We start from the raw sequence: 26,751 nt of genomic DNA, 5'->3' as shown, positions 1-26,751 counted from the left end.
TTCATCCTGAGTAAGTAAGTTAAGATGTAATACATCCTTCTATCTTATAGTACAATAATTTGCTGCTATCTTCTAACTTTTAAGCAAAATAATTACCGTTAAATTACAATTTCTTGCAGAAACGATACTTAAAATGAACTTCTATGTAATGATAATCATTGTTAGGCGAAGAAATATATACAGCCTGCTTCCGAAAAACGGTGCAGGCTGTATTAATCTTCTATAATCGATCCCTGTCTATTCTATAATCAATAAAGCCAAATACCGGCTATCTTGATTACTGGGACAGACGCAGAGCAAGCTCATACGTAGCATGATCGAATTCTTTTTTGCTGTTGACTACTTTATCGATATCGGTCAGTACAAGTTCGCCTTTGATAACGCCGCAGGCTTTGTCGGACTCGCCTTCAATCAGTTTGCGCACCGCAAAGTCACCCAGCAGACTCGCCAGATTGCGGTCACGTGGTGTTGGTGTTCCGCCGCGCTGAATATGGCCCAGTACCGTTACACGTGGCTCCAGGTTCGGATATTGAAGATGCAGCTGCTCTGCTACGTCTTCGCCGCGTCCGGCACCTTCGGCTACGATAATGATACTGTGACGCTTACCGCAAGCAAAGTTGTGATGCATACGATCCGCGATTTCTTTGAGGTCAAACGGAACTTCCGGTACCAGAATAGATTCCGCTCCAGAAGCCAGTCCGGCATGCAAAGCGATATCGCCGCAATGACGTCCCATAACTTCAACGATAGATACGCGCTCGTGAGAAGACATCGTGTCACGAAGTTTGTTGATAGCATCGACAACAACGCCAACCGATGTATCAAAACCGATAGTATAGTCGGTAAACGAAATATCGTTATCGATCGTACCCGGCAGTCCCATCGTATTGATGCCCTGCTTGCTCAGCTTGTTGGCACCCTGGTAGGAACCGTCGCCACCGATAACGATCAGCCCGTCAATACCGTGCTTGCGCAGGATATCTGCACCTTTTTGCTGACCTTCGAGTGTCATAAACTCTTTACATCGTGCCGACTGCAGAATAGTACCTCCGCGCTGGATGATGTCACCTACGCTGCGCAGATCCATCGGGAAAATATCTTCATTCAGCAGACCCTGATAGCCGCGCTGAATACCGCATACTTCAAGACCATAATACAGACCGCTACGCACAACGGCGCGTACGGCTGCGTTCATACCCTGGGAGTCTCCTCCACTTGTTAATACTGCGATTTTTTTAACTGCTGATTCTACTGCTGACATTGTGATGTCCCCCTTGTTAATGTTCATACATATACTTACGAATCCAGCGGCTGTTCACCATGAAAAAGACACGTGTTAACGGGCCTTTACGCATGAGACGCCTGGAGACGGTTCGCACTTCCTGCTGCTCACTCACTTTGGGATCCGATAAATACAGGGCTACCAATCCTTCGATAATCATGCGATGAAAAGAAGTTCCCGGAATAGTGTTCACATCCCGGCGTGCCCAATCCACAATCTGTTCGATCCGTTCATACATCGTATCCGGCGAATCATAATAATTGCAGAAGTTCAGGTCACCACCACGGCGATCCTCTTCCTGGTCAATCACATAATCGAGCATAATATGCAGACAGCATACATGCGGGAAGTAAGCGGAATAAACCTGCTTGGCACCTGTATCATCCAGACCGAAGCCGCTTGCGGCAAGAAACAGCATAAACACACCCAGAGTCGATCCTGTCGCAGCAGCAAATTCATTCCATTGCAAATGAGGAGTACGGTACTTGTTCTCTGACCACCAGTTAAGCAGTGCAGATTCTCTTAGCTCAGGAGCAATATGTTTGTGCACCTGCAAGTCACAATATAATCCTACCAAATCACGTACGTAAGGAAATACAGCATCATAATCAGGAAGCTTGCTTACATTCTGCTGGCAGGTTGTCACCAGCGCTTCCAGATAGCCTCCATCCTCCTGTTCCGTTCGCAGCCTGTAATAATTCACCGGCTGCGCATCCGGAGTAACCGCGTCCAGCATCGATTGATGCAGCAGACGAAAATCATCCGGGTCCATTGATGTACTGCGATCACACAGATTATCTAAATAATCACTAATCGTCTGAAACGCGACAATCAACGGAAGCAGAATATGACGCTGGGATATGTTAGCCACCGCATAGATGGCTCCCCCTTCACAGTGAAACTGTTTGGTAGCGATACTTGCAAGCGCCTGTTTCCTGAGTTCCTCGTCCGGCATGCGTTCTGCCATACTTCGCCAGACATCAAGCTCCTGGCGTACCTCCGGCAAACCATACTTATACACCCGCTGCATCAGCGAGATGGCATTGCGGGGAAACGGGTAACGACTTTGCATCATATCATTCAATGGGCTGCCTCCACATGGTTGTCTGTTGAACCTATCTCCATTATCATACATCATATTATTTACTCCCACAACGTGGCAACCCGTTTCGTCACACTGCATCAGACCAGTCTTTTCGGTCATTTTCCTCCTTTTTACAGGGGTTGTGGGGAACGATAATCAAACCCACATTTTTCACAGGAAAAGATAACAATATTGAATCGGATTACTTGCTTTTCCGAAGCGTATTCAGTCAAATATCGAATTAAGCAACAATATAGTCCAAATGTGAAATTGACGTTAAATACTGTTTATTACCCTTTATTTTGCCGGGATCTCTCTATATTCACAAAAATAACATAAGCACTAAGTCTTTCCTCGTGCTCATGTTATTTCATAATGGGCATAAAACAGGATATCTCGTGTAATGCTCCTTTCACGTTATTATCCGTTTAATACCGTCCTTTGCAAAAATTCCCGTGTACGTTCTTCCTGCGGAGCAGTGAAAAACTGTTCGGCCTCCGCTTTTTCAATAATATTGCCGTCATGCAGCAGCACTACCGTATCCGCCACTTCGCGTGCAAAATGCATCTCATGTGTCACGACTACCATAGTCATGCCTTCTTCCGCGAGTTCCCGCATGGTTTTGAGCACTTCGCCGACCAGCTCCGGGTCAAGGGCGGAAGTCGCTTCATCAAACAGCATGATATCCGGCTTCATTGCCAAAGCACGAGCGATAGCAACCCGCTGCTTTTGTCCGCCGGACAGCTTGTTCGGATATACATCTGCCTTGTCTTCCAGATCAACTTTGCGCAGCAGCTCACGCGCTTCCTGTATCGCTTGCTGCTTGGGGATTTTTTTGACCATTACAGGTGCTTCAATAATATTTTCCAGCACTGTTTTGTGGGGAAACAGGTTGAAATGCTGAAATACCATACCGACTTTTTCACGTACTTTGTTCAGATCATCCTTTTTGGGATCAATCTCTTTGCCTTCAAAGCGGATAATGCCTCCGTCTTTTTTCTCCAGAAAGTTCAGGCAGCGCAGCAGCGTACTTTTGCCCGAGCCACTCGCTCCGACCAGACAGACAACCTCGCTTTCGGCAATGGTAAGATCGACTCCTTTGAGTACCTGAAGTTCTCCGAATGATTTGGTTAACCCCTCGATAGAGATCATTTCTTTTACCGGCATGATCTATCCATTCCCTTCTTTGCTGAATCTGCAAGTGATCTAAAATCTGCGTATAATTATCGTTCGCTGACAGCCATTTTCCGTTCAAACATGCGTACGAGTAGTGTAAGAATACCGACCAGAATCAGATAATAAAGAGCTGCGATCAACAGATAGGTCATCTCGTCAAAATTATTCGAACCGAGTGTAGTCGCTACATTGAACAGTTCATTCATGGAAATAAACGCAGCCAGCGAAGAATCCTTGAGTCCGATAATAAACTGGTTGCCGAGCGGCGGCAGCGCGCGCCGTAATGCCTGGGGCAAAATAATACGACGCATTGCCAGGGAAGGCTTCATCCCCAGTGAGCGTGCTCCTTCCATTTGTCCTTTGTCAATCGACTGGATCGAGCCGCGGAACGTCTCGGCAATATACGCGCCATTATGAAAAGCAAGAGCCAGAGAGGCAGCCCAGAAGTCCGGGATCAGGAATAATCCACTCAGACCAAAGTAAAGAATAAAAATCTGCACGATCAGCGGCGTCCCTCGAATCAGATAAATATATACATCCGAGATCAGGGATAGAATACGAAACCGTGAAAGTTTTAGCAGGGCAAAAAACAGCCCGATCACCATCCCGATCAGAATCGATACAACCGTAAGCTCCAGTGTAAGTACCATGGCTTTGACAAGCAGATTGCTGCTGTTACCAAATGCTTCAAAAAAGTGGGCGATTTCATTCATCCCTTCACTTCCTTTCCTTCGCTCAATTTATTCAGGCTTGACGGTAATATCCTGTCCAAAGTATTTGATGCTGATCTGCTTGAGAGTGCCGTCTTCACGCATATGCTCGAGCGCTTCATTAATTCGTTTGAGCAATACCGGATTATCCATGGGGACCACTACCGCCTGTTCGCTGCGTTCAATCAGCTGCTGTTCCTTGATTTTGAAACCTTCCTTGATCGCGCTTTTTCCGATTACAAAATCGGTAATGACCGCATCGTGGCGACCGTCGCTAAGCGCCTGCAGAGCTGTGATATCGCTGTCGTATGTATTTACGTTATGAGTATAACGCTGAGCGATATCCATATAAGTCGAACCTTTGGCTACAGCAACTTCCTTGCCGTCCAAATCATCGGTAGTCTTGATATCACTATCCGGACGGGTAAAAATCTGTGGGCCGGAGTAGTAATAAGGCGTAGAGAAAAGAACTTCTTTTTTCCTCAGATCATTGATCGTATGGCTGGCAACAGCAGCATCTGCACGGCCTGTTTTGATACCCTGCACCAGACCAAGAAACTTCATGCGCTTGGGTACAGGCTGCAGTCCCAGCTCCTTGGCAATAGCGTTGCCCACTTCAATATCAAAGCCCGACATGGTCAGATCATTATTTAAATAGCTGAAAGGACGAAATTCGCCTGACGCCGTAAAGATAAATTTGTCCTTCTCAATCAATTGGGTATTATCCGGTAATTTTTCTTTTTCCGCGCAGCCGGTTACAAGCATAAGGACAGCCAGCGGCATGAGAACAATCCGCCGCAGACTGTAAACTACCTTCCTGTTCATTATCTGTCTCCTTTCATTTTCTGATAAAATCATGCTTCGATTTGTATCAACCAAATCGTTCAGAACAGGACAGGCAGCTGTTGTACGCCGTATACCATCGGACTCGGAAGCAGCTTCAGCTCCTGTCCTTGCCGGGCATGGAGATCGGGAAAACGATCCAGCAGTACATTCAAAGCTGTTCGCGCTTCAAGACGTGCGAGCGGAGCACCCAGACAGAAATGAACCCCCATTCCAAATGCCATATGCGGATTAGGATGACGATCGATCCTGAACTGCTCTGCTGTTTCAAACTTGTGTTCATCCCGGTTGGCAGAACCTATCCAGGCTGTAATGAGCTGGTCTTTGCGAATAAGTTGACCGCCCAGTTCTACGTCGGCGATAGCTTTGCGCACCATGCCCTGTACAGGCGAGCGATAGCGCAGCGACTCTTCGATCGCTGTATCGAGCAGTTCACGATGATCGGCGAGCTGGCGCCAGCGTCCCGGTTCCTCCGTTAGACAAATGACCGCATTGCCGATCAGATTAGTCGTCGTCTCATTACCGGCGACAAGCAGCAGCAGGCAAAAACTGAGCAGATGAGGCAGATCCAGCTTTTCTCCCTCGACCTCGGCTGCCAACAGGGCGGATACCAGATCCTGCTGCGGCTCTTGGCGCCGCCGTTCAATAACTTGCATAAAATAACTGTACAGCTCGCGGGAAGCCTGATTTTTGCGGGCAGCGAGCTGCTGCGGAGTCTCTTCTGTACCGCTGAACCCTTCTACCAGCGTATCCGACCAGCCCTTGAACAGGGCACGATCTTCTTCTGCTACACCGAGCAGCTCGGCGATGACTATGACAGGCAGCGGAAAAGACAAATCGCCGATTATATCCATTTCTCGCTTTGCCTCTACCTTGCTGAGAAGCTCATTGGTAATCTCGACGATTCGAGGTCCCATAGCTTCTACTGCTTTGGGGGTAAATGCTTTATTGACGATAGAACGATATTTTTTGTGCTTGGGTGGGTCCATCATAAGTAGCATATCGGACTGCTGGCCATCCACGCCGCGACGAGTCTGTGAGCTAAACGATTTGTAATCGGACATAACGCGGTGTACATCATCGTACAGAAATACATCCCAACTGCCTCGCTGTTCATCATAGTGAACCGGAGACTCCTGACGCATCCGGGCATACCATGCAAATGTAGAACCGGCCTGTTTAACTCCTTCTGGAACAATCATGTTTGGTGATAGCATTGCAGAAGCTTCCGAATTGGAATCCATCATGTATTCCTCCCTGCTTGCAAATGAAGATATGGATGCGATGATAGGTGATGTCACATCTTATCTTTACTTGTACTGACCCGCAAGCCTTCTTTTTGCATCATTTATTTGGAAGTTTTGTGAATTAATAAGTAAGGAAAAATCAAATAAAAAACAGATATGTTGCTGATAAGTTGTTTGAAGCAGTATTTGGATAATAAAAGTAGATTATAAATGCAAATTACATTTCAGGTTACTTGTTGGTAATATAATATGTATACAAGATTTTAACTACAAAAAAAGCACAAGCTCCTTGCGAACAAGGAGTCTTGTGCTGTAACTAACATATGGATGACTAATCTAAGATGTTCAATGTATAAGTGATCCGCTAACGGATATCAGTCTTATAATTTTACAACGTTAGCTGCTTGAGGACCACGGTTACCTTCAGTAATATCGAACTCTACTGCTTGGCCTTCGTCCAAAGTTTTGAAACCGTCGCCTTGAATTGCAGAGAAGTGTACGAATACATCTTCGCTACCTTCAACTTCGATGAAACCGAAACCTTTTTCTGCGTTGAACCATTTAACTGTACCTTTCACGTAAACAACCTCCTAGAAATAGCGCCATCTATGACGCATGTCTGTATTATATCGCAAACGATTTCAAAATGCAACGAAGTTAAAGCGTTTTGATTTGCAATTCCCGGGGGCAGAGGGTATGATTTTAGCAAAAGAACAGGGAGCTAATGAAATGATCAAAAAACATCAGATTTACAAAAAAGACAACTGGAACATGATGACTGTAGAGGTAAACGGACGTGAACTGATCCTCCGTGAAATTTCCGATGAGTGGGGCGAGGAAACACATAAATTTATCAGCCGCCCGGAAATGATGCAGTGGGCAAGCGATCGTTTTCCCAAAGAAAAATTCGATAATGAAGCGGAATGGGAAGAACTGATGAACGCCTTCCGGGAGGTCTGATTCGCCGGATGAATTATACTGCTATCGTTATTTTTATTATCCTTGCCTTTGTGCAGGGATTTGTATTGATTGCCTATAAGAACAGTATTCCGCCGCAGTTCAAGCGCTGGCTGGCGATCTTCGCCATCGTAATGCTGCTGCTGGCTTTTTTCCTGATGATCTGGGGCTTATTGATGGCTGCCAATCCGGGTAAATAAGGATATGGGTATTTTATTATTGGCAGGCATAAATGTAATAATAAAGTTATGACACAATAATCAATTCCATAATTACACCAACGATCTGAGGAGGAATTACGTATGCAGGAAGTACTCAAACGCTCTGAAGTCTCACCGGAAAATTGCTGGAATCTAAGCGATATGTTCGCAGATCAGCAGGCCTGGGATCAGACTTATGATGAAGTAAAATCCATGCTGCCCGAAGCCGAGCAGCTGCAGGGTAAGCTGAACACGGCCGAAGCGGTCAAGTCCGCTTTTGAACTGGAAGACCGGGTCTCTCTTCAGGTCGAACGGTTATATGTCTATGCCCATATGCATCAGGATGAAGATACAGCCAATCCTACATATCAGGCGCTTACTCAAAAAGCGAAAAAGCTGAGCGTAGATGCCAGTCAGGCGCTGTCCTTTGTAACGCCGGAGATTCTGGGGCTGTCTGATGACAAGCTGGATGAGCTGCTGAATGCTCCCGAACTGGAGCCTTACCGCTTTACCCTGCAGGAGATGAAGCGTGAGAAAGCGCACGTACTGACGCAGGCCGAAGAAGCCCTGCTTGCCCAGGTGGGCAATCTGTCCCAGGCGCCGCAGACTATTTTTGGCATGCTGAACAATGCGGATCTGAAATTCCCGAATATCATTGACGAAAATGGTAACGAAGTAGAACTGACACATGGCCGGTATATCCAGTTTCTCGAAAGTCCGCATCGCGAAGTGCGCGAACGTGCTTTCAAGGCTGTCTATTCCACATACGCCAGTCAGAAAAATACAATTGCAGCTACACTGAGTGCCAATGTAAACAAAAACATCTTCTACTCTACGGTACGCAAATATCCTTCCGTGCTGGAAATGTCGCTGTATGGTGACAATATTCCCAAGGATGTATACACCAACCTGATTGATACCATTCATGAAGGACTGCCGATCATGCACCGCTATATGGAGCTGCGCAAAAAGCTGCTCGGCGTAGATGAACTGCATATGTATGATCTGTTCGCTCCCCTGGTTGAAGAGTTCAAAATGGATATTACCTATGATGAAGCGAAAACTATTGTAGCCGAAGGTCTCAAGCCACTCGGTGAAGACTATCTCTCCTCCCTGAACAAAGGCTATAACGAAGGCTGGATTGATGTCTACGAAAATGAAGGCAAACGTACCGGTGCCTACAGCTGGGGAGCTTATGGTACGCATCCGTATGTACTGCTCAACCATAAGGATAATCTGAACAGCATGTTCACACTGGCTCACGAAATGGGTCATGCGCTGCACTCGTATTACTCGGACAATGCGCTCTCCTATCGTGATGCGCAGTATACGATTTTCCTCGCGGAAGTGGCTTCGACGACCAATGAAGCGCTGCTGATGGATTATCTGCTGAAGAAATCCACAGATCCAAAAGAAAAAATGTATCTGCTGACCTATTATGCCGATCAGTTCCGGACTACCGTATTCCGCCAGACCATGTTTGCGGAATTCGAGATGCTGGTTCATGCTCGTGCCGAAGCTGGAGATGCACTCACTCCACAGGAATTGTCCAAAATCTACTACGACCTGAACGTGAAATATCATGGTGACGGTATGACAGTGGATCAGGATATTGAAATGGAATGGGCTCGTATCCCCCATTTCTACAACAGTTTCTATGTATACAAATATGCTACAGGATTCTCGGCTGCCACCAGCTTCTCCAAGCAAATCCTGGAAGAAGGACAGCCAGCTGTCGATCGCTATCTGGGCTTCCTGAAAAGCGGCGGCAGTGACTATTCTATCAATATCCTGACCAAAGCAGGCGTGGATATGTCCACTCCGGAGCCGATTCGCGAAGCAATGAGCGTCTTTGAGAAACTCGTCAGCGAAATGGAACAGCTGGCGAAGTAATTTTCTTGCCATTCCCCCTTGGGAACAATCCATTTTCAGCTTTTTATTCGTATCCCTTTTAGTGATGCAAAATAAAACAAGCAGGAAATGTTTATGTCAGGTTCGAATACTTTATATAAGTGAATAAGGTGTTTGCTGACCTTAGAACGATTTCAAGGGGGTTATTACAATGAAATTTCAATGGCTGTTAATTCTGGGACTGATTTTTGCGCTGATTATTGCGGTATTTGCCGTAATTAACGTAGATCCGGTACAGGTGAATCTGCTGTTCGACATGGTGCAGGTTCCGCTGATTCTGTTGATTCTCGGCTGTGCGCTGGTAGGAGGTCTGATCGTAGGATTTTACGGTATCTATCGTCAGTACCGCCTGCAGCGTCAGATCAAGTCGCTTCAGGCTCAAGTAGCCGAGCTGAGCAGCACTTCTTCAATGAATGATCGTGCACTGGCAAGCGATGTAAACTTTGACGCGATGCATGACAAGACGGCCACTGCTCCATCGTCCGATTTCTCGCAGCGCAAATTGTAATCCAGCTGTATGCGCGGTACGGAAAAATCCACTTGTTCCCCGGCAGTTTGTATCTTTGCCGGGAAGCAAGTGGATTTTTCATGAATATGACTTTATCCATTTTTTCACATATATTGATAGAATAATGAATTCGACCAAAGGAGATTTCTCATGCCTATAACGATTAACCGCGAATATGTACTCTCTCTGCTGCAGGAACTGCTGTCTACGCCAAGTCCTACAGGCTATACCCATCATCTGATTGAACGTCTGCGTCAAGAAGCGGACAAGCTCGGAGCCTCTACTTCCCTTAATCACAAGGGCGGTCTGATCATAACCATGGAAGGCCAGAGCAGTGCCCGGACGATCGCTCTCAGCGGTCATGTCGATACACTGGGTGCCATGGTACGCGCGATTAAATCCAATGGCACCATTCGTCTGAGTATTGTGGGCGGCTTCACCATGAACAGCATCGAGAATGAATACTGTACGATCCATACCCGCAGTGGCAAGACGTATACAGGCACTATTTTGACTACCCAACCTTCGGTTCATGTGTATGACAATGCCGATCAGCATAAACGTACAGAAGAGAATATGGAAGTTCGTATCGATGAACGGGTATCTTCCAAGGAAGACGTAGAGAAACTGGGCATTATGGTAGGAGATTATATCTCTTTTGATGCGCGTCCTGTGATTACATCAAGCGGATATGTAAAGTCCCGTCATCTGGATGACAAAGCCAGTGTAGCTGCACTGTTTGGACTGCTGGAATCGGCACATACCCATAACTGGAAGCCGGTTCACCGCGTCCAAATCCTTATTTCCAATTATGAGGAAGTCGGGCATGGAGCCGCTTATATTCCAGGTGACATTGATGAAATGATCGCTGTAGATATGGGCTGTATCGGTGATGATCTCAGCTGCAAGGAAACCGATGTCTCGATCTGTGTCAAAGACTCCACGGGTCCTTACGATTACCATATGACCGGCAAATTGACCGAACTGGCGCGTGCGGAACAGATTCCATTTGCCCTGGATGTGTATCCTCATTACGGATCGGATGCGTCGGCGGCACTACGTGCAGGCAATAATATTCGTGCAGCATTGATCGGTCCGGGTGTACATGCTTCGCATTCCATGGAGCGTACACACAGTGATGCGGTTATCAACACGGCGCGTCTGCTGGGAGCTTATATTACAGCTGAGTAGTACTGCTGCTTATCCAGCGCTAATGAATCATGCGAGGAATATAGTGATCCTTATTGAATAATACAATAAATAACCCTCTGATTTGACACTTCTCCATACAGGAATCATGTGCAGATCAGAGGGTTATTGTTTATCGGGGATCTAATCTAGCCATATGCGGACTAATTATCCCTGCTGTTCGATTTTCTCGGCAAGTTCATTTAGATAGGTCCAGCGCTCCATCAGGCGCTCCATTTCCTGCTCGGCAGCGGTCTGTTCACTCATCAATTCCTGCAGACGTACCGAATCGCTAAAGGAAGCTTCCATTTCTGTTGTGATCCGGCTCAGATTTTGCTCGGCCGCTTCGATCATGCTATCGATCTGTTCATATTCACGCTGTTCGTTGTAGCTGAATTTGATTTTGTCACGCGAAGAAGTGCGTTTGCTGGTTTCGGCACTATTCTCTGCTGGAGCAGACACGTTGTTTTTACCCGGAGACGCTGCCACTGGACTGGCTTGATCATTCCAGCCGTCTGTTTTGGCCAGATGGGCTGTACGTTCTTCATACTCGCTATAGTTGCCCGCATGAATACTGACGACACCCTGTCCTTCAAAAGCAAAGATTTTGTCGCAGGTACGATCCAGGAAATAGCGATCATGGGATACAACCAGCACGACACCTGGGAAATCATCCAGATAATCTTCCAATACCGTCAATGTTGTAATATCCAGATCATTGGTCGGCTCATCCAGCAGCAGCACATTCGGTGCTCCCATCAATACACGCAGCAGATACAGTCTGCGCTTCTCGCCACCGGACAGCTTGGCAATGGGAGTCCACTGCGCGGAAGGGGTAAACAGGAAGCGTTCCAGCATCTGGGAAGCCGTCACTGAACTGCCATCCGACGTACTCACTACCTCTGCCACTTCCTTGATATATTCGATCACGCGCATCGATTCATCCATTTCCTGATGTTCCTGGGTAAAGTAACCGAACTTGACGGTCTGACCGGCAATTACACTACCGCTGCTCGGTGTCAGACGGCCGGAAATCAGATTCAGCAATGTCGATTTGCCGCGTCCGTTCGGACCGACAATACCAATTCGGTCACCCGGCACTGCATGATAGGTCAGATCATGAATCAGTTCGCGTCCTCCCAGAGTCAGGGACACATGATCCAGCTCGACGATCTGCTTGCCCAGGCGGGAGGAGACGGTCGATACCTGCATATTGTCATCCCGGCGGCCGGGTGCATCATTTTTGATCTGTTCAAAGCGGTCAATCCGCGCTTTTTGCTTGGTTGTACGTGCTTTGGCACCGCGCCGAATCCAGGCCAGCTCGCGTCGGAATAGATTCTGCCGCTTGTCCTCGGCAGCTGCTTCGCGCTCTTCCCGATCTGCTTTGAGCTCCAGATAACGGGAATAGTTGGCTTCATAGCGGTACAGCTGTCCGTGATCCAGCTCCAGCATGACAGTTGCTACACGATCAAGGAAGTACCGATCATGCGTGATCATTAGCAGCGCGCCACGCCGCTTTTGGAGATATTGCTCTAACCAGGTCACCGAATCATGATCGATATGGTTGGTCGGCTCATCGAGAATGAGCAGCTCGGCTGGCTGGATCAGTGCGGAAGCGAGAGCGACCCGCTTGCGCTGACCACCTGACAATGTACCCATCAGGGCATCATAGCGACTGATTCCCAGCTTGGACAGAACGTTTTTGGCTTCGCTTTCCAGAGACCAGGCATCCAGACGATCCATATCCTGACTGATGCGAACCAGACGATTCTGCACTTCTGTATCTTCGGGATGCAGCTCCAGCTGCTCCATTACATTCATATAGGCGCTGACCGTCTGCAGCTCTTCTCCGCCGCCTTCGAATACCTGGCGCAGTACTGTTGCATTCGGATCATATGGTGGATTCTGGGCGAGATAGCGGATACGTACGCTGTTATTAACTACTACCTTGCCGCTGTCCGGCTCTTCCAGTCCGGCAATAATTTTGAGGAATGTTGATTTCCCTGTACCATTTACACCGATAATACCAATCTTGTCCCGATCTTCCATCCCGAAAGATGCTTGATCAAATAATATTTTATCGCCAAAGCTTTTGCTTAGCGCTTCTACAGTCAATATATTCATTCGGACTCACCTTCTTGGGAACGTTGTCCCGCTAATTGATCTTCCCTGTTAATCTGCTGCGTACACCCTTCCAGAAACAGGCTGGCTACAAATGAAGTACGTTCATGGAGCTCCTGCTCTGTAAATTCGGGATTAAACATAATATCCATTTTGACCCGGTCCAGCATTCCGATATACGATTCCGCACACCAGCGTGGTTGCTGCACATTCGCTTCGATCAATACCTGCTGCACGATATCCATATAACGGAAAATAAAATTACGCATATATTCCATCAGCTCCGGATCATTGTTGGGAGCGCGGAATACCAGCTTGGTATATTTGCGCCGTTCAAAATGATACGTCGTATGATGGGCTGCAATCACATGCAGTTTGTCGGCCAGCTGCTGGCAGTGCTGCAGCGCTTCCTCCAATTTCTCCAGAAACTGCTCGCAATCACGCCGGGTTACCGCCAGACACAACTCTTCTTTGCTTTTAAAATATAAATATACCGTTCCCTTGGCAATTCCGGCCCGATGCGCGATGTCTGAAATTTTCGTCTCATAAAAACCGTCCAGTCCGAAAAGTTCATAGGCAGCGTCCAATATCAATTCAAGTTTGTCTCCTGTTGTGCCGCTCATCCGCCCACCTCCTCTATCTACAGCTTACCCCTATCCGGTGCACGCTTAAGCTAAATTAAAAATAACAGCGCAGCAGCTCCACCGATTACGGAGCTGACCGCGTTGACCATATCATTGTTCATCCAGCGCCAGCCGCGCGCATGTACAGTCGGCTGACCGCAATGAACGGTAGTCTCTACCTGCTTGCCGCATACGGTGCAGCGATACATCAGCTGTACGGTCGCTCCCAAATAAGAATCCGCAAAACAGCCTACCAGACCGCCCACCAGACCGGCGGCCAGCATCAACCACCCGCTCGCAAGCCACGATGTGTCTGCATTCAGGCTGCTGGCAGCAGGCAGCGGCGATACCAGTGTGAACAGCCATGCAGCCAGACCGATCATAAGCCCTGCCAGCGCAGCGGCTGTCGTTCCGCGAAGCGATACTCCTCCGGAAGCTCCCGGCTCCAGCACACGTCCATTCAGCACCGAACGCGGTGGCTTGCGGCTGAGACTGCCGATCTCGGTCGCCCACGTATCCGCCGTTACTGTAGCCATAATACCGATAAAAGCAAGCGTCCAGCCCGGATGCGGCCAGAGGGCATTGCCGAGACAGAGCAGCATACCCAGACCCCCATTAGCAAATACCTGTCCCGCATCCCGGCGCGAACCTTTGGCATAATCCTGCTCCATGCTGCGTTTGCGCTCCCGCTTCATCCGGGATAACACACTACCGCTGATAAAAAATAAAATCAGCAATCCGAACCAAAACAAATTGCCAGCTCCGTAATAGATGGTTCCCATAACAGTCGCAGCTATTGTACCGGAAGCGGACAGCCAGTGTTTATTATAACCGAGCGCAGCAAGCAGCCCGGCGCATACAAGACCAATCAGCCAATCCATCATTACTCCGTGATCCGGCAGGTTCCCATGGAATCACCTGCATAGATCAGTTCAAATGTGTCGCCAGCTGCGGTAGGACCCACGCCTTCCGGCGTACCGGTAAAAATAATATCGCCGGCGGCCAGACCATACGTATCACCGATATGGGCAATGATAGTATCCAGCGAAAATATCATATTCCGCGTTGACCCCAGCTGTACCTGCTGGCCATTTTTTAACAATGCAAACTCCTGACCAAGCCATGCCTCCTGATCGGGAAACGGGATAAACGATGTTACCGGCGCAGAGTTTTTGAATCCTTTGGCTGCTGTCCAGGGGTGACCCTTTTGCTTGAGTACTGTCTGTACATCGCGCAGGGTAAAGTCGATACCCATTGCCAGGCCATCCACGAGCTGATCGGCTGTCATTCCCGGCTCGTAATCCCGTCCGATTCGCACAACCAGCTCTGCTTCATAATGAATACCGCCCTGATTAAAAGGAAGCTTCAGTTCTGCGTCCTCCAGCTTCACGGCAGCATGGGAAGGCTTCAAAAAGATCATGGGTGATGTTGGAACCTCATTGCCCAGTTCCTCTGCATGAAGACGATAATTGCGGCCTACACAGTATACGTTTTGAATAGCGGTCATTTGGACATTCTCCTCTGTATATGAATTGGTTCGATCACGCAGATTATGAAATGGCATTGCCTTTGATATCAAACTGAATTGTGCCGGACAGCGTCTGCAGTCGTCTCAGCAGCGCCTGCCCCTGTTCTTCTGCCATCGGCACCGGCTGTCCCAGATTCGCGGTATAAGGAATAACCTGCATACTGCAATCTCCCCGGACTGTGCATTTGGCCTGGAATACAGCGGTGTCCCAGGTCTTCTCTGTCAGGGAGTGTGTGAAAATAAAATTGCCAGTACTGTAGGCAATCCATTTGCCCTTGTACTGCTCCAACCCCTGCAGCACATGCGGATGACCACCGATAACCAGATCGGCACCTGCATCAACAAAGCGGTGAGCCAGATCGTTCTGATGCGCTATCGTTGTATCCGAGCGTTCAATACCCCAGTGGGCAATGACTACAACGATATCTGCCTGGCTGTGTGCTTCCCGAATAGCTGCTTCGGCTGCCGTCGCATCATAAGCGGTAGCCACGCCAGGCTGATTGGTTCCGGCATTCCAGCCGGCCTCCGGAATCACGCGGCTAAAGCCGAGCAGTGCAATCCGGATCCCTTTGCGCTGGAAATATACCGGTTCATAGGCACGCTTGCTGTCATTACCGGCTCCTACATAGGCGATGCCGCTGCTGTCCAGCTGTCTGATTGTATCCTGCAGGCCCGTAATTCCCTGATCCAAAATATGATTATTGGCCAGATTTACGGCATCAATGCCTGCTGCTGCCATATGCGAAAGTGCCTCTGGAGACGATTTGAACGCATACGTTTTGTCGGCAGCTGTCGTCGCCGAATCCGTCACCGGCGTCTCCAGATTCACTACGGACAAATCATCGGAGGCGAACAGCTTGCGTACATATTCATAAGGATAATCATACCCTTTTTGAGCCAGCAGTTCACCGACTTTGCCGGAAAACATGACGTCTCCTCCAAAATTCATCGTTACCGTCTGTCCAGATGATCCAGCAGGCGTTGCAGGCTGCAGGTCAGCAGAAGGATCGGCGGACAGCTGATCCGGCTGTGCTTTGGCTGCATCGTTCTGCACCGGGTCTGTTTCTGTGGTAGGGACTTTCTTCGTTCCGGTAGCATGTTCTCCTGATGATCCGGACTGCTCCTTGGATTGTATCGGAGATTCCTCTGTGGAATCTTGTGACGCCTCTGGTACTTCTTGCTTGTTCACAGAATCCGATCCGCTTTGACTATTCTCATCTTCGGTAGCAGATGGTTCATCTTTCGCTGCCGGACTGTCTGAAGGCTCCGGTGATTCCGGTAAATGGGCAGACTGCTCGGCTGCCGAAGCAATCGCAGCCGTTTGTTGTTCCTGTGGTTGTACAACATGCAAGTAATACGCTCCGACCAGGACAATCGCAAGTGCGATTCCGGTATTCAGCATAATCCATAGCCGAATCCGGCGTCTGCGCCGCCTTTTGGCATCCAGTCTGTGTTGACGGGATTGTTCTGATCTTGTGGTATACATAAAATACTCCTTTAATTATACGTCCTGTCTATTATAGCAGGTTACACTTACAGGCGAAAAGAATAGCGCATACAGCTATCATGCACACTTGATAGCTGATTCAAACCTACATGAACACATACAAAAGCCCTTCACCATATGCGAAGGGCTTTTGCTTGATCATATATGCAGGTCGTCTATCGATAACAATAGATTCGGCATACCTTTCATACATCATCTATCCAATTCGATACCGCTTATCTATTTGGCAAAATAGAATTCGGTTTAACGCACGCTATTGGGCTGCTGTGCTACACGCTGCGCTTCTGCAGACGCTGCATCACGAGCAGTACGGATACAGTCAGGTAGTCCAACTCCATCGTATCCAGCACCCAGCAGAATCAATCCCGGGCGCTGCTCTGCCAGCTCTGCACGTAGCTGTGCAATATGATTCATATGTCCAACAGGATACTGCGGCATAGAGCGATGCAGACGGGTAATCTCGGTAAATATCGGCGTCGCTTCGATACCCATCAGTTCCTTCATATCATGCAGTACACGACGCGTAATTTCTTCGTCACTTTCGTCGACGATCTCTTCATCACCTGCACGACCTACATAGAAGCGCATCAGCACACGATCATCCGGGCTGGTATGCAGCCATTTGGTCGATGTCCAGGTACATGCTGTAATCGTGCGTCCTTCCTTGCGCGGTACGAGGAAGCCAGAACCGTCATACTCGGTCTCGATATCCTTGCGGTCAAAAGCCATAACCACATTGGCTACCGATACATAATTGATCCGGTCCAGTGCAGCTGTATCCATATGGGATTTCAGCAGCGGCGAGGCTGCAAAGGTCGGTACCGTGATAACTACATGTTCCGCTTCCAGTACACTGCCATCGCTTAGAGTGATTGTATACAGTCCATCCTGATAATCTATGGATTCTGCACCTGTATTCAGCTTCAGCTGGACCGAATCGCGGAGCGACTGCTCCAGACGTTCGGTCAGACTCTGCAGACCACCGCGAAACGTATAAAACGCACTTTTCTTGGTACCTGTATGCGTTTCTACCGGTTTGCGTCCGGTATTCATCCCTTTGATCAGACTGCCATATTCACGTTCTACTGCGCCAAATTGCGGGAATGTTGCCTGCAGACTCAGCTTACGCGTATCCCCTGCATAAATGCCTGCCAGCAGCGGCTCGGTTATATTTTCCAGTACTTCCTTGCCAAGACGACGTTCGATAAAGTCACCCAGTGACTCATCTTCGCCATCCATTTTGGGCGGCAGCAGAAAATCTTCCAGTGCGCGAATTTTGCCATCCATCGAGATCAGATCACTTTCCATAAAGGGACGAAGTTCGGTCGGAATCCCAAGTACCAGACCCGATGGCATCGGATGCAGCTTGCCATCATGCAGGATATAGGTTTTTTTGGCGTTCGGATTGGTCGTTACCAGTTCGTCTCCCAAGCCTACCTCTTCAGCCAGTTCGGTCATGGCAGTCTTACGAGCCAGATAGGAATCCGGCCCTTTTTCAATCACAAATCCGTCACGATGCAGCGTGTGTACCTTGCCGCCGAGCGAGCCGGATTTCTCTATAATTGTAATTTGCGGCGTCAAACCTTGCTCGGCAAAGAATTTGCGCATGTAAAAAGCGGCACTCAGACCCGTAATCCCGCCGCCTATAACTGCAATACGACGTTTGGATGAAGTCATTAGACATGCACCTCTTTGTATTTACGCAGTACTTCGTCAGCCAGCAGCTCCATATATAACGGGTCTGTATTCAGGGAATCAATACGCATCAGGCGCATATCAATCTCTTGCGCCAACTCCTGGGCTTCGATATCGAGATCATACAGAACCTCCAGATGGTCGGAAACGAATCCGATTGGAGCGACGAGTACGTACTCGACCTGCTGTTCGCGCAGTTCCTGCATCGTATCCAGCACATCCGGTCCCAGCCACGGCTCGGCTGTACGACCGGCACTTTGCCAGGTGAACTGCCAGGATGGCACATTGGCACGTTCCGCAATCGCTGCAGAAGTCTCCAGCAGCTGGTCGCGATACGGATCACCCATGCTCAGGATACGCTCGGGCAGACTGTGGGCACTGAACAGCACACGTACCTGCTCACGTGTAGCTCCCGCTTCTTCAAACAGTTCCAACTTGGCATTGACGCGATTGGCCAGCGTCTCGATCAGCTTCGGATGCATATGATAGCTCTCGATAAACGAAATATTCAGATGATGCTCCTCGGCTGTCTGTTTGGCACGCTTGATATACGTTCCTACGCTCATCGTGGAATAATGCGGTGCCAGTACGATACCGATAGCTTCTGTAATACCATCCTGTACCATCTGCTCTACACCGTCTTCGATAAATGGAGACGCATGCTTGAGTCCTTGATAGCATACAAACTCCACATCGGAACCGGAGGCCAGTTCATTCAGTGCACGCTGCATACCGGCGACCTGGTTATCCGTATTTTCACGCAGCGGGAATACCCCGCCGACAATTGCTTCATAACGATCTTTCAATTCTTTTAACTGCTCCGGGCTAGGCGGATTGCCGCGACGGATATGCGTATAATAAGCTTCTACGTCTTCCAGACTTGCCGGAGTACCATAGGACATTACGAGAACACCAATTTTCTTGTTTGCCATTACAAATCACCTCAGTCAAAGTAATAAACGATTATTTGGATGTTGTACGCTGCTGCAGAACCTGTGCAGAATATTCATGCACATAATCTGTCAATTCTTTTAATTTATCAATAGAAGCTTCAGGGAACAGTCCATGACCCAGGTTAAAGATATACCCGGGCTGCTGCAATCCTTCATCAATAATACGCTTGGCATGCTGATGAATCAGTTCGGATGGACCTGTCAGCACATAAGGGTCCATGTTGCCCTGTACGGCATAATTGCCACCCAGTCTGCGGCGCCCTTCATTAATCGATACCCGCCAGTCCAGTCCGATGACATCAACCGGCAGACCGTTTAGCTCAGGCAGCAGTTCGCCTGAACTCACACCCGGGAAATAGATCTTCGGTACGTCCAGATCACGCAGTTCATCAAAAATATAGCGGATCGTCGGCAGCACATAAGTACGGAAGTCAGCCGGAGAAAGCGCACCAACCCAGCTATCGAACAGCTGAAATGCCTTGCCGCCGTTCTCTATATGCTTGCGCAGATAGGTCGCGACCATATCGCCCAGCTTGCGCATCAGGCTATGCCACAGTTCCGGTTCGCTGTACATCATCGTTTTGGTACGAATATAGCTTTTGGAAGGACGTCCTTCAATCAGATAGCTGGCAATTGTAAATGGTGCACCGGCAAAAGTGATCAGCGGTACATCCAGCTCACGATCCAGAATGCGAATCGTCTCCAATACATGGGACAGATCGCCTTCTACATCAATCGGACGAAGACGTTCTACATCGGCTGCTGTACGAATCGGGTTATCGATCACGGGTCCGATATTTTTGACGATATCAAAATCGATACCAATAGAAGCAACCGGATTCATAATATCCGAATATAAAATGGCTGCATCCACACCCAGCTTGCGAACAGGCATGAGGGTGACTTCAGCCGCCAGTTCAGGCTGCCGGCAAATTTCCAGCAGGCTGTAATTTTCTTTGATTTTCTGATAATCCGGATCATAGCGCCCTGCCTGCCTCATATACCAGACCGGCAGACGGTCGATATCCTGCTTGCGACAGGCGCGTATGAAGGAGTCGTTATAAGTCATGAATGAGTCCTCCGCGTCAGTAGTTAATCCGTTTGGCGTTCGATCTCCCAAACGATGAATTCTTCAAAATTATTTTCCGCAATAAAAATATTCACAAGTTAATTATGCGCTTTTTCGAGAGAGGTAACAACCTCCCTACTATGAATATCCAATGACAATCCTATGAACGGGGATAGACAGACGGAGAATAAGCAAAGAGGAAATAAAAAAGCGATCTTTGTTTCACTAGATGAAAACGGGTTTTATTTTCATCATTTATCTGCTACAATAACAGTCTAGTGGGTATAACATAAGGTATACTAATAGAATGGACTTTTTTAAGGAAGTGAAACAGGATGCGCTTTTCAAAATCAAAATTGGAGTCCTGGCAGATCAATTTGATGGTGCTATGGTTCGGCCAATTTCTTGTTAACGCAGGGACGACAATGATCGTTCCTTTTATTGCTCTCTACCTGTCACAGGACATCGGTGTACAAGGAGAGCATCAAATTGCGATCTGGTCCGGAGTAATTTTCGCGGCCAACTTTGTTACTTCGTTTATTTTCCAGCCGCTCTGGGGCAAGCTGTCCGACCAGTATGGACGTAAAGTCATGCTGCTGCGCTCGGGGTTCGGGATGGCGATTGTATTTACCGCTATGGGATTTGCTACGCAGGCATGGCATCTGCTGGTACTGCGTCTGATCAACGGAACGATCTCGGGCTTTAATCCGGCTTCCACCTCCCTGATCTCCAGCAATACGCCCAAGGAAAAAATGGGCTTTGCGATGGGAATCAGCCAATCCGGCACTGTAGCCGGTAGTATTCTGGGCCCACTGATCGGCGGTATTATGGCAGACACAGTCGGTTTCCGTTATATTTTCTATATTACAGGAGCCTGTATTTTTATGGCGAGTCTGCTGGCTCTGTTCCTCGTGCGGGAGAAGTTCGACCGTTCTGCTGCCGCACAGATGCCCAAAGTATCCGTATTATCCGGACTGCGTGAGCTGAGCCTTACACCGCAGTTGCCGGCACTATTCACCGTTACCCTGCTGCTGCAGTTCGCCATGATTAGCCCGATGACCTTGCTCCCCCTTTATGTGCAAAAGCTGCAGGGGAGTATAGAGAATCTCGCTTTCTGGTCAGGCCTCGTCAGCGCGGTTACGGGTCTGTCCAATATGCTGATGGCACCTATACTCGGAAAGGTCAGCGACAAGTACGGAGCGCACAGGGTACTCACCTTTTCCCTGATTGGTGCCGGGTTGATGCTGATCCCGCAGGCCTTTGTGCAGAATGTCGGCCAGCTCATTGCCGTGCGTTTCCTGATGGGATTATGTATGGGCGGTCTGCTGCCAAGCGTCAATTCGCTGATCCGCTATTACACGCCGGATGGGATGGAGAGCCGTGCTTTTGGCTTTAATAGCAGTACGACTGCCCTCGGCAATATGACCGGCTCTGTCATGGGTGGTGTACTGGCAGGATTTATCGGTATCGAGGGATTGTTCATCATGTCGGGGATTATGCTGCTGCTCAATATGTTATGGGTACGAACCAAGCTGTATACCCGCCCAACTGCAGACAAGCATCATCGCTCTGCTTAAAATTGTGGATATACCAGAATTTTATTTTTGGCATATTCCTGATCTCCATAACGCAAAAAGAGGCTGTACGATCCTATAATCAGGATGGTACAGCCTCTTTTAGTAAACACTACATTTTGCTCAAAAACCAATGTCAGCCTTTAACACGTGCCAAAGCCAACCCGTCAAAAGCTGGCAACAACGTACCCGTCAGACGCGGATCGGACACGATACGACGATTGAACTCGCGTACTGCCTGTATAGCCGGACCATTTCTGTCCAGATTAAGCGTTCTGCCCCGCAGCAGCAAGTTATCTCCCGCAATAATCGCACCGGGATTGGCAAGCTCAATCGCATACTCCAGATAATTCAGGTAATTCAGTTTATCCGCATCGATAAAGAAAAAGTCAAAGCGCTGCCCTTCTTCTTTCAGTTGGTGCAGACTGTTCATCGCTTCACCTACCCGGTACTCTACCTGATCCCCATATCCGGCCAGACGCAGATGCTCGTGAGCCAGCTCGGCATAGGAAGGCTGCAGCTCAAGAGAAATAATCTTTCCATCTTCACCGAGTCCGCGAGCCATGCAGACCCCGCTATATCCGCCAAGCGCACCAATCTCCAGCACCCGCTTGGCTCCGGATAACTGGATCAGCATCGTCAGCAGTCTGCCATAACCGGGTACAACCGATACCTCGGGCATGCCTTTCTCGCGGATCGTCTGCTTGATCTGGAGCAGCAGTTCGTCTTCCTCGATCAGCTGCTCCATATATTCTTCTGCACCTATTACGTTTTTGTCTGTCATCTCTTATCTAGCTCCTTCAATCCTAATCTTTCGCCCGTGTCTGCCGATACTGTATTCAGAGTCTGCAGACCGTCAAAATTCATTTTGCCGATGAATAAATAAATTCCCCAAAATTTTGGAGAAACGTTTGTAAGTATACCGGCATTCACCTATACTAGATTGTATGGTTTTGAGACCGAACTCACAAGTTGAATTGTGAAAGCTATAGGAGTTGAACATATATAATGAAACAGCTTGAACTGATTGCGACCTGCCCGATGGGTATTGAGGCTGTCGTGGCACGTGAATTAAAATTGCTTGGTTATGATGATACGCGCACCGAGAACGGACGTGTCCGGTTTACCGGTGATTTTATCGATATTTGCCGATGCAACTACTGGCTGCGTACCGCAGACCGGATCGTTATCAAAATGGGAGAATTCCCGGCGACGACTTTTGACGAACTGTTTGAAGGGGTCAAAGCGATTCCATGGGCAGATTTTATCCCCGAAGACGGTGAATTCCCGGTATCCGGACGTTCCCAGAAATCCCAGCTGAGCAGTGTTCCTGCTTCCCAGGGGATTGTGAAAAAGGCTGTCGTGGACAAGCTGACACAGACCTATGGTACAGAGTGGTTCCAGGAAGACGGCGCATTGTATTCGATTGATGTATCCCTGTATGAAGACACAGCGCTGATTACACTTGATACAACCGGTCCTTCGCTGCACAAGCGCGGCTACCGCAAGCATGCAACCGAAGCCCCGCTCAAGGAAACAATGGCTGCCGCACTGATTCTGCTAAGCCGCTGGGGCCCGCATCGTCCGCTGTACGATCCGTTCTGCGGTTCCGGTACTCTGCTGATCGAAGCTGCTATGATCGGCTGGAATATTGCTCCCGGACTCCGCCGTACCTTCCCTTCCGAAGGCTGGAGCATTATTCCGGACGAACTGTGGGAACAAGCGCGTGATGAAGCCTTTGATGCAGTTAAAGATGATATTCCACTGCAGCTTACCGGCAGTGATATTGATCCAGAAGCTATCGAAATTGCCAAAGCCTGTGCCAAAAGTGCCGGACTGGGCAATGAGATTGAATTCAAGGTTATGCCGGTATCCCGTATTCAGCCGCAGGGCAAATTCGGCTGTATCGTTACCAACCCGCCGTATGGCGAGCGCCTGAGCGAGAGCAAAGAAGTCGAAACCATGATTCGCGCTCTTGGCAAATCTTCGATCTATCTGCCAGACTGGTCGGTATTCGTTATTACGCCAACACGTCATTTTGAACAGTTCTTTGGACGCAAAGCGGACAAGCGCCGTAAGCTGTACAACGGCCGGATCGAATGTCAATTCCTCCAGTATCTCGGCCCATTACCGCCTCGTACTGACCGGGGAGAAGCGACTTCACACTAATAGACTGTTTATCAGTGGATCCAACACCGTCTGTTATTTGCATCGTATTATAGCAGTTTATCTACCTGAGCCGGATACAGACCGTATTATTGCCGTCTGTATCCAGCTATCGTCTATTATTTGTAAACGACAGATTAATTTGGAAAAACAGGGGTTAACTCCGGGTTACCGGTCATCCTCCCTATACATGATAGCACAGCGGCGAATTCTGCATTCAGCAGCCCGGTTCGCCGCTGTGCTATGTGTTTACTTATCTTATTATGTAAACGCCAGGTTAAGAAGAATATGCAGAATATCTGGCTTTTCAGCAAGGGGGCTATATTTTTGGAATATCTATCTTCCCGTCCGCAGCGAAAAAGCTGGATTCAGCGTATCCTGTGGCCCTTTGCCCTGATCAGAATAGACTATCTACTCTTTTTGATCCTTATTATGGGCAAACTGATTTACCTGCACAGCAATCTACATGTACAAAATATTGATATGAATACACTTGATAAAGTCACTGCGCTGGGCTCTGTACTGCTTGCTTCCTTCTGGACGCTCTGGCTGCCAAGACGCGGACGCATCGCCGCTTTGATTATATTGGACGTATTACTGAGCTTCCTGATGTTCGCAGATCTTGTTTATTTCCGCTATTTCCAGGATTTCATTACGATTCCGGTACTGATGCAAGCAGGTCAGGTGGAGTCGCTGGGCGGCAGCATCCGTGAGCTTATTCACACTTCGGATATTTGGTTGTTCGCAGACTGGATCGTTCTGCTCGGTGCCGCTATCTATCTGCTCGTGCGCCGTATCCAACGTCGCAACAGCTATCGTTCTCAGGCATATACAGCCGGGGGGACTAACTACTCTTCAAGCCGCGGTCGTCGTGTAATCACGCGCTTGATTCAGGGAGCTGTTATTTTCGCACTGGGCTGGGTACTGACCTTTGCTCCGATCAAGTATGCAACCTCCACATGGGCAGTTGGCTTATTCGTCGGCAACTGGTGGAATATGTCGCTGTACAATGTGACCGGACTACTCGGTTTCCATGGATACGATGTATACCGTTATGCACAGGATCACTGGGGAAATGGCAATCAGCTGTCAGCCCAGGCAACCGATGAAGTCAAAGACTGGTTTGACGAAAAACAGAAAAACCGTGCCCAAAAAGGCGATGATGCTTTGTTCGGTGCCTACAAAGGCAGCAATGTTATCGCTATTCAGGGCGAAGCATTTATGAACTTTGTGATCGGCAAAAAATTTAACGGTCAGGAGATTACGCCCAATATCAATCGTCTGATGAAAAGCAGTATGTATTACAGCCAGTACTATCATCAGACCGGGCAGGGCCGCACATCCGATGCCGATATGGCTTCCAATGCGTCCCTGCATCCGCTGCCTACTGGTTCTGTTTTTACGCGGTATGCGGATCATGAATATGATACACTGCCGCAGATCCTCAAAAAGCAGGGCTATGGCTCCTACGTTTTCCATGCCTATGAGCCAAGCTTCTGGAATCGCTCGGTCATGTATCAGAATATGGGGTATGATCATTTCTATAGCAAAGACGACTTTACGATTGATGAGCCGCTCGGTTGGTCACTTGGTGACAAGTCCTTTTTCCGTCAATCGGTCGAGAAAATGTCTGCCGAAAAGCAGCCTTTCTACTCTTTCCTGATCACACTGTCCAGTCATCATCCGTTTACACTGCCTGCTTCTGTGCAGGAGCTGGATATGGGTGATCTGACAGGCACGACTTTCGGCGACTATATCCAGTCTCTGCACTATGTCGATGCTGCACTTGGCGAGATGGAACAGGATATGAAAAAAGCCGGACTATGGGATAATACGATCCTGTTGTTCTACGGCGATCACGACGATTCGCTCAAGGATAAAGCTCCAATGGAAGAATTCCTCGGCAAACCGCTGACAGATCTGGATATGGAGCAGCTCATGAACCAGGTACCCATGCTGATTCATCTACCGGATGGCAAACATGCCGGTACGTATGATATTCCTGCCGGACAACTGGATATGACTCCATCCATCCTTCACCTGCTTGGCGTAGAAGCAAGCCCGTATTACCTGATGGGTAACGATATGTTCGATACCAAGGAAAAGAAACTGGTAGTACTGCGTACCGGTGCTTTTACGGATGGCAAAGTATTCTATATTCCTTCGGCAGACGGGATCTTCGAACATGGTACTGCCTATGATATGAAGACCCGCGAAGAGACTGATGTAGAACGCGCTCGTGACAGCTATGACGAAGCCCAGAAGCGGCTGAATATCTCGGACGAATTAATCACGCATGATCTGATCCGCCAGTTCCATAAGGAAAAAGCGGCACAGTAAGCAGGCGGATACGCAGCTAATGCATAGTTCCGGTTGTGTCACGACGAATCTTATTTTTCACCAACAGTT

General features: G+C 48.5%; 24 protein-coding genes. 8 read left to right on the top strand and 16 right to left on the bottom strand.

The annotated features are described in order from the left end of the window. Positions 1-277: 277 nt before the first annotated feature. The 7 genes from pfkA to AR543_RS10405 all read right to left on the bottom strand — a co-directional run bounded on the left by pfkA (position 278) and on the right by AR543_RS10405 (position 6,920). Complete coding sequence (pfkA, locus tag AR543_RS10435) at positions 278-1,261, bottom strand: 6-phosphofructokinase (RefSeq protein ID WP_060534155.1); 984 nt, start codon at positions 1,259-1,261, stop codon at positions 278-280. A gap of 16 nt (positions 1,262-1,277) precedes the next feature. After that, positions 1,278-2,366 carry a tetraprenyl-beta-curcumene synthase family protein gene (locus AR543_RS10430; protein WP_060534153.1) on the bottom strand — a complete coding sequence of 363 codons (1,089 nt, stop codon included), beginning with the start codon at positions 2,364-2,366 and terminating at the stop codon, positions 1,278-1,280. A 420-nt stretch (positions 2,367-2,786) separates the two neighbouring features. Further along, positions 2,787-3,533, bottom strand: coding sequence for an amino acid ABC transporter ATP-binding protein (locus AR543_RS10425; protein WP_060534151.1), 747 nt, complete (start codon positions 3,531-3,533; stop codon positions 2,787-2,789). A 56-nt stretch (positions 3,534-3,589) separates the two neighbouring features. After that, a complete protein-coding gene (locus tag AR543_RS10420; protein WP_060534149.1) occupies positions 3,590-4,255 on the bottom strand; it encodes an amino acid ABC transporter permease in 666 nt (221 codons plus the stop codon). A 27-nt stretch (positions 4,256-4,282) separates the two neighbouring features. Further along, positions 4,283-5,035: a transporter substrate-binding domain-containing protein gene (locus tag AR543_RS10415; protein ID WP_060536729.1), complete on the bottom strand. Its 753-nt coding sequence runs from the start codon at positions 5,033-5,035 to the stop codon at positions 4,283-4,285. A 101-nt stretch (positions 5,036-5,136) separates the two neighbouring features. After that, complete coding sequence (locus AR543_RS10410) at positions 5,137-6,342, bottom strand: cytochrome P450 (protein WP_227871870.1); 1,206 nt, start codon at positions 6,340-6,342, stop codon at positions 5,137-5,139. A gap of 380 nt (positions 6,343-6,722) precedes the next feature. Next, the gene (locus AR543_RS10405) at positions 6,723-6,920 is read right to left on the bottom strand and encodes a cold shock domain-containing protein (RefSeq protein ID WP_017813838.1); all 198 of its coding nucleotides are present in this window, start codon (positions 6,918-6,920) and stop codon (positions 6,723-6,725) included. A 151-nt stretch (positions 6,921-7,071) separates the two neighbouring features. Here AR543_RS10405 and AR543_RS10400 point away from each other — a divergent pair, with 151 nt between their 5' ends. The 5 genes from AR543_RS10400 to AR543_RS10380 all read left to right on the top strand — a co-directional run bounded on the left by AR543_RS10400 (position 7,072) and on the right by AR543_RS10380 (position 11,109). Then, positions 7,072-7,302 carry a hypothetical protein gene (locus AR543_RS10400; RefSeq protein WP_026136247.1) on the top strand — a complete coding sequence of 77 codons (231 nt, stop codon included), beginning with the start codon at positions 7,072-7,074 and terminating at the stop codon, positions 7,300-7,302. Positions 7,303-7,310: 8 nt separating this feature from the next. Beyond that, positions 7,311-7,499: a hypothetical protein gene (locus tag AR543_RS10395; RefSeq protein WP_017813836.1), complete on the top strand. Its 189-nt coding sequence runs from the start codon at positions 7,311-7,313 to the stop codon at positions 7,497-7,499. Between the two features lie 102 nt (positions 7,500-7,601). Then, positions 7,602-9,392 carry an oligoendopeptidase F gene (gene pepF, locus AR543_RS10390; protein ID WP_060534145.1) on the top strand — a complete coding sequence of 597 codons (1,791 nt, stop codon included), beginning with the start codon at positions 7,602-7,604 and terminating at the stop codon, positions 9,390-9,392. Between the two features lie 169 nt (positions 9,393-9,561). After that, entirely contained in the window at positions 9,562-9,918 is a 357-nt protein-coding gene (locus tag AR543_RS10385; protein WP_060534143.1) for a LapA family protein, read from the top strand. A 150-nt stretch (positions 9,919-10,068) separates the two neighbouring features. Beyond that, complete coding sequence (locus AR543_RS10380) at positions 10,069-11,109, top strand: M42 family metallopeptidase (RefSeq protein WP_060534141.1); 1,041 nt, start codon at positions 10,069-10,071, stop codon at positions 11,107-11,109. Between the two features lie 165 nt (positions 11,110-11,274). Here AR543_RS10380 and AR543_RS10375 read toward each other — a convergent pair whose 3' ends face one another. The 8 genes from AR543_RS10375 to hemE form a co-directional block, all read right to left on the bottom strand. Further along, positions 11,275-13,230, bottom strand: a complete 1,956-nt coding sequence (locus AR543_RS10375; protein WP_060534140.1) for an ABC-F family ATP-binding cassette domain-containing protein — start codon at positions 13,228-13,230, stop codon at positions 11,275-11,277. Beyond that, the gene (locus AR543_RS10370) at positions 13,227-13,850 is read right to left on the bottom strand and encodes a TetR/AcrR family transcriptional regulator (protein WP_060534139.1); all 624 of its coding nucleotides are present in this window, start codon (positions 13,848-13,850) and stop codon (positions 13,227-13,229) included. Before AR543_RS10370 ends, AR543_RS10375 begins: the two co-directional genes overlap by 4 nt. A gap of 50 nt (positions 13,851-13,900) precedes the next feature. After that, entirely contained in the window at positions 13,901-14,731 is an 831-nt protein-coding gene (locus tag AR543_RS10365) for a DUF92 domain-containing protein (RefSeq protein ID WP_060534138.1), read from the bottom strand. 2 nt (positions 14,732-14,733) lie between these two features. Beyond that, on the bottom strand, positions 14,734-15,357 hold the full coding sequence (locus tag AR543_RS10360) for a fumarylacetoacetate hydrolase family protein (RefSeq protein WP_060534137.1): 624 nt from the start codon (positions 15,355-15,357) through the stop codon (positions 14,734-14,736). 43 nt (positions 15,358-15,400) lie between these two features. After that, the gene (locus AR543_RS10355) at positions 15,401-16,864 is read right to left on the bottom strand and encodes a CapA family protein (protein ID WP_060534136.1); all 1,464 of its coding nucleotides are present in this window, start codon (positions 16,862-16,864) and stop codon (positions 15,401-15,403) included. Positions 16,865-17,128: 264 nt separating this feature from the next. Then, positions 17,129-18,562, bottom strand: a complete 1,434-nt coding sequence (gene hemY, locus AR543_RS10350) for a protoporphyrinogen oxidase (RefSeq protein WP_060534134.1) — start codon at positions 18,560-18,562, stop codon at positions 17,129-17,131. Continuing rightward, entirely contained in the window at positions 18,562-19,512 is a 951-nt protein-coding gene (hemH, locus tag AR543_RS10345) for a ferrochelatase (protein ID WP_060534131.1), read from the bottom strand. The genes hemY and hemH overlap by 1 nt, the downstream gene beginning before the upstream one ends. A 31-nt stretch (positions 19,513-19,543) precedes the next feature. Beyond that, positions 19,544-20,602 carry a uroporphyrinogen decarboxylase gene (hemE, locus tag AR543_RS10340; protein WP_060534129.1) on the bottom strand — a complete coding sequence of 353 codons (1,059 nt, stop codon included), beginning with the start codon at positions 20,600-20,602 and terminating at the stop codon, positions 19,544-19,546. 335 nt (positions 20,603-20,937) lie between these two features. Here hemE and AR543_RS10335 point away from each other — a divergent pair, with 335 nt between their 5' ends. Further along, positions 20,938-22,179, top strand: a complete 1,242-nt coding sequence (locus tag AR543_RS10335; RefSeq protein WP_017813823.1) for an MFS transporter — start codon at positions 20,938-20,940, stop codon at positions 22,177-22,179. 133 nt (positions 22,180-22,312) lie between these two features. Here AR543_RS10335 and AR543_RS10330 read toward each other — a convergent pair whose 3' ends face one another. Beyond that, positions 22,313-22,960 (bottom strand): O-methyltransferase, encoded by a 648-nt coding sequence (locus tag AR543_RS10330; protein ID WP_060534127.1) that lies wholly within the window; start codon positions 22,958-22,960, stop codon positions 22,313-22,315. 224 nt (positions 22,961-23,184) lie between these two features. Here AR543_RS10330 and AR543_RS10325 point away from each other — a divergent pair, with 224 nt between their 5' ends. Together AR543_RS10325 and AR543_RS10320 are read left to right on the top strand one after the other, a co-directional pair. Then, positions 23,185-24,345, top strand: a complete 1,161-nt coding sequence (locus tag AR543_RS10325; RefSeq protein ID WP_060534125.1) for a THUMP domain-containing class I SAM-dependent RNA methyltransferase — start codon at positions 23,185-23,187, stop codon at positions 24,343-24,345. Between the two features lie 324 nt (positions 24,346-24,669). Beyond that, positions 24,670-26,682, top strand: a complete 2,013-nt coding sequence (locus tag AR543_RS10320) for an LTA synthase family protein (RefSeq protein WP_060534123.1) — start codon at positions 24,670-24,672, stop codon at positions 26,680-26,682. Positions 26,683-26,751: the final 69 nt, after the last annotated feature.

The sequence above is a fragment of the Paenibacillus bovis genome (genome assembly GCF_001421015.2).
Classification (GTDB): Bacteria; Bacillota; Bacilli; order Paenibacillales; family Paenibacillaceae; genus Saccharibacillus; species Saccharibacillus bovis.
This window is presented reverse-complemented; position numbering and strand designations above follow the sequence as displayed.

Excerpts from the sequence above, each read along its gene's own strand:
- AR543_RS10395 (WP_017813836.1), top strand. The coding sequence starts at position 7,311 with ATGAATTATACTGCTATCGTTATTTTTATTATCCTTGCCTTTGTGCAG.
- AR543_RS10360 (WP_060534137.1), bottom strand. The coding sequence starts at position 15,357 with ATGACCGCTATTCAAAACGTATACTGTGTAGGCCGCAATTATCGTCTT.
- AR543_RS10375 (WP_060534140.1), bottom strand. The coding sequence starts at position 13,230 with ATGAATATATTGACTGTAGAAGCGCTAAGCAAAAGCTTTGGCGATAAA.
- AR543_RS10380 (WP_060534141.1), top strand. The coding sequence starts at position 10,069 with ATGCCTATAACGATTAACCGCGAATATGTACTCTCTCTGCTGCAGGAA.
- AR543_RS10365 (WP_060534138.1), bottom strand. The coding sequence starts at position 14,731 with ATGGATTGGCTGATTGGTCTTGTATGCGCCGGGCTGCTTGCTGCGCTC.
- AR543_RS10370 (WP_060534139.1), bottom strand. The coding sequence starts at position 13,850 with ATGAGCGGCACAACAGGAGACAAACTTGAATTGATATTGGACGCTGCC.
- AR543_RS10325 (WP_060534125.1), top strand. The coding sequence starts at position 23,185 with ATGAAACAGCTTGAACTGATTGCGACCTGCCCGATGGGTATTGAGGCT.
- AR543_RS10410 (WP_227871870.1), bottom strand. The coding sequence starts at position 6,342 with ATGATGGATTCCAATTCGGAAGCTTCTGCAATGCTATCACCAAACATG.
- hemH (WP_060534131.1), bottom strand. The coding sequence starts at position 19,512 with ATGGCAAACAAGAAAATTGGTGTTCTCGTAATGTCCTATGGTACTCCG.
- AR543_RS10335 (WP_017813823.1), top strand. The coding sequence starts at position 20,938 with ATGCGCTTTTCAAAATCAAAATTGGAGTCCTGGCAGATCAATTTGATG.
- hemE (WP_060534129.1), bottom strand. The coding sequence starts at position 20,602 with ATGACTTATAACGACTCCTTCATACGCGCCTGTCGCAAGCAGGATATC.
- hemY (WP_060534134.1), bottom strand. The coding sequence starts at position 18,562 with ATGACTTCATCCAAACGTCGTATTGCAGTTATAGGCGGCGGGATTACG.
- AR543_RS10415 (WP_060536729.1), bottom strand. The coding sequence starts at position 5,035 with ATGCCGCTGGCTGTCCTTATGCTTGTAACCGGCTGCGCGGAAAAAGAA.
- AR543_RS10330 (WP_060534127.1), bottom strand. The coding sequence starts at position 22,960 with ATGACAGACAAAAACGTAATAGGTGCAGAAGAATATATGGAGCAGCTG.
- pepF (WP_060534145.1), top strand. The coding sequence starts at position 7,602 with ATGCAGGAAGTACTCAAACGCTCTGAAGTCTCACCGGAAAATTGCTGG.
- AR543_RS10355 (WP_060534136.1), bottom strand. The coding sequence starts at position 16,864 with ATGTATACCACAAGATCAGAACAATCCCGTCAACACAGACTGGATGCC.
- AR543_RS10420 (WP_060534149.1), bottom strand. The coding sequence starts at position 4,255 with ATGAATGAAATCGCCCACTTTTTTGAAGCATTTGGTAACAGCAGCAAT.
- AR543_RS10400 (WP_026136247.1), top strand. The coding sequence starts at position 7,072 with ATGATCAAAAAACATCAGATTTACAAAAAAGACAACTGGAACATGATG.
- pfkA (WP_060534155.1), bottom strand. The coding sequence starts at position 1,261 with ATGTCAGCAGTAGAATCAGCAGTTAAAAAAATCGCAGTATTAACAAGT.
- AR543_RS10385 (WP_060534143.1), top strand. The coding sequence starts at position 9,562 with ATGAAATTTCAATGGCTGTTAATTCTGGGACTGATTTTTGCGCTGATT.
- AR543_RS10425 (WP_060534151.1), bottom strand. The coding sequence starts at position 3,533 with ATGCCGGTAAAAGAAATGATCTCTATCGAGGGGTTAACCAAATCATTC.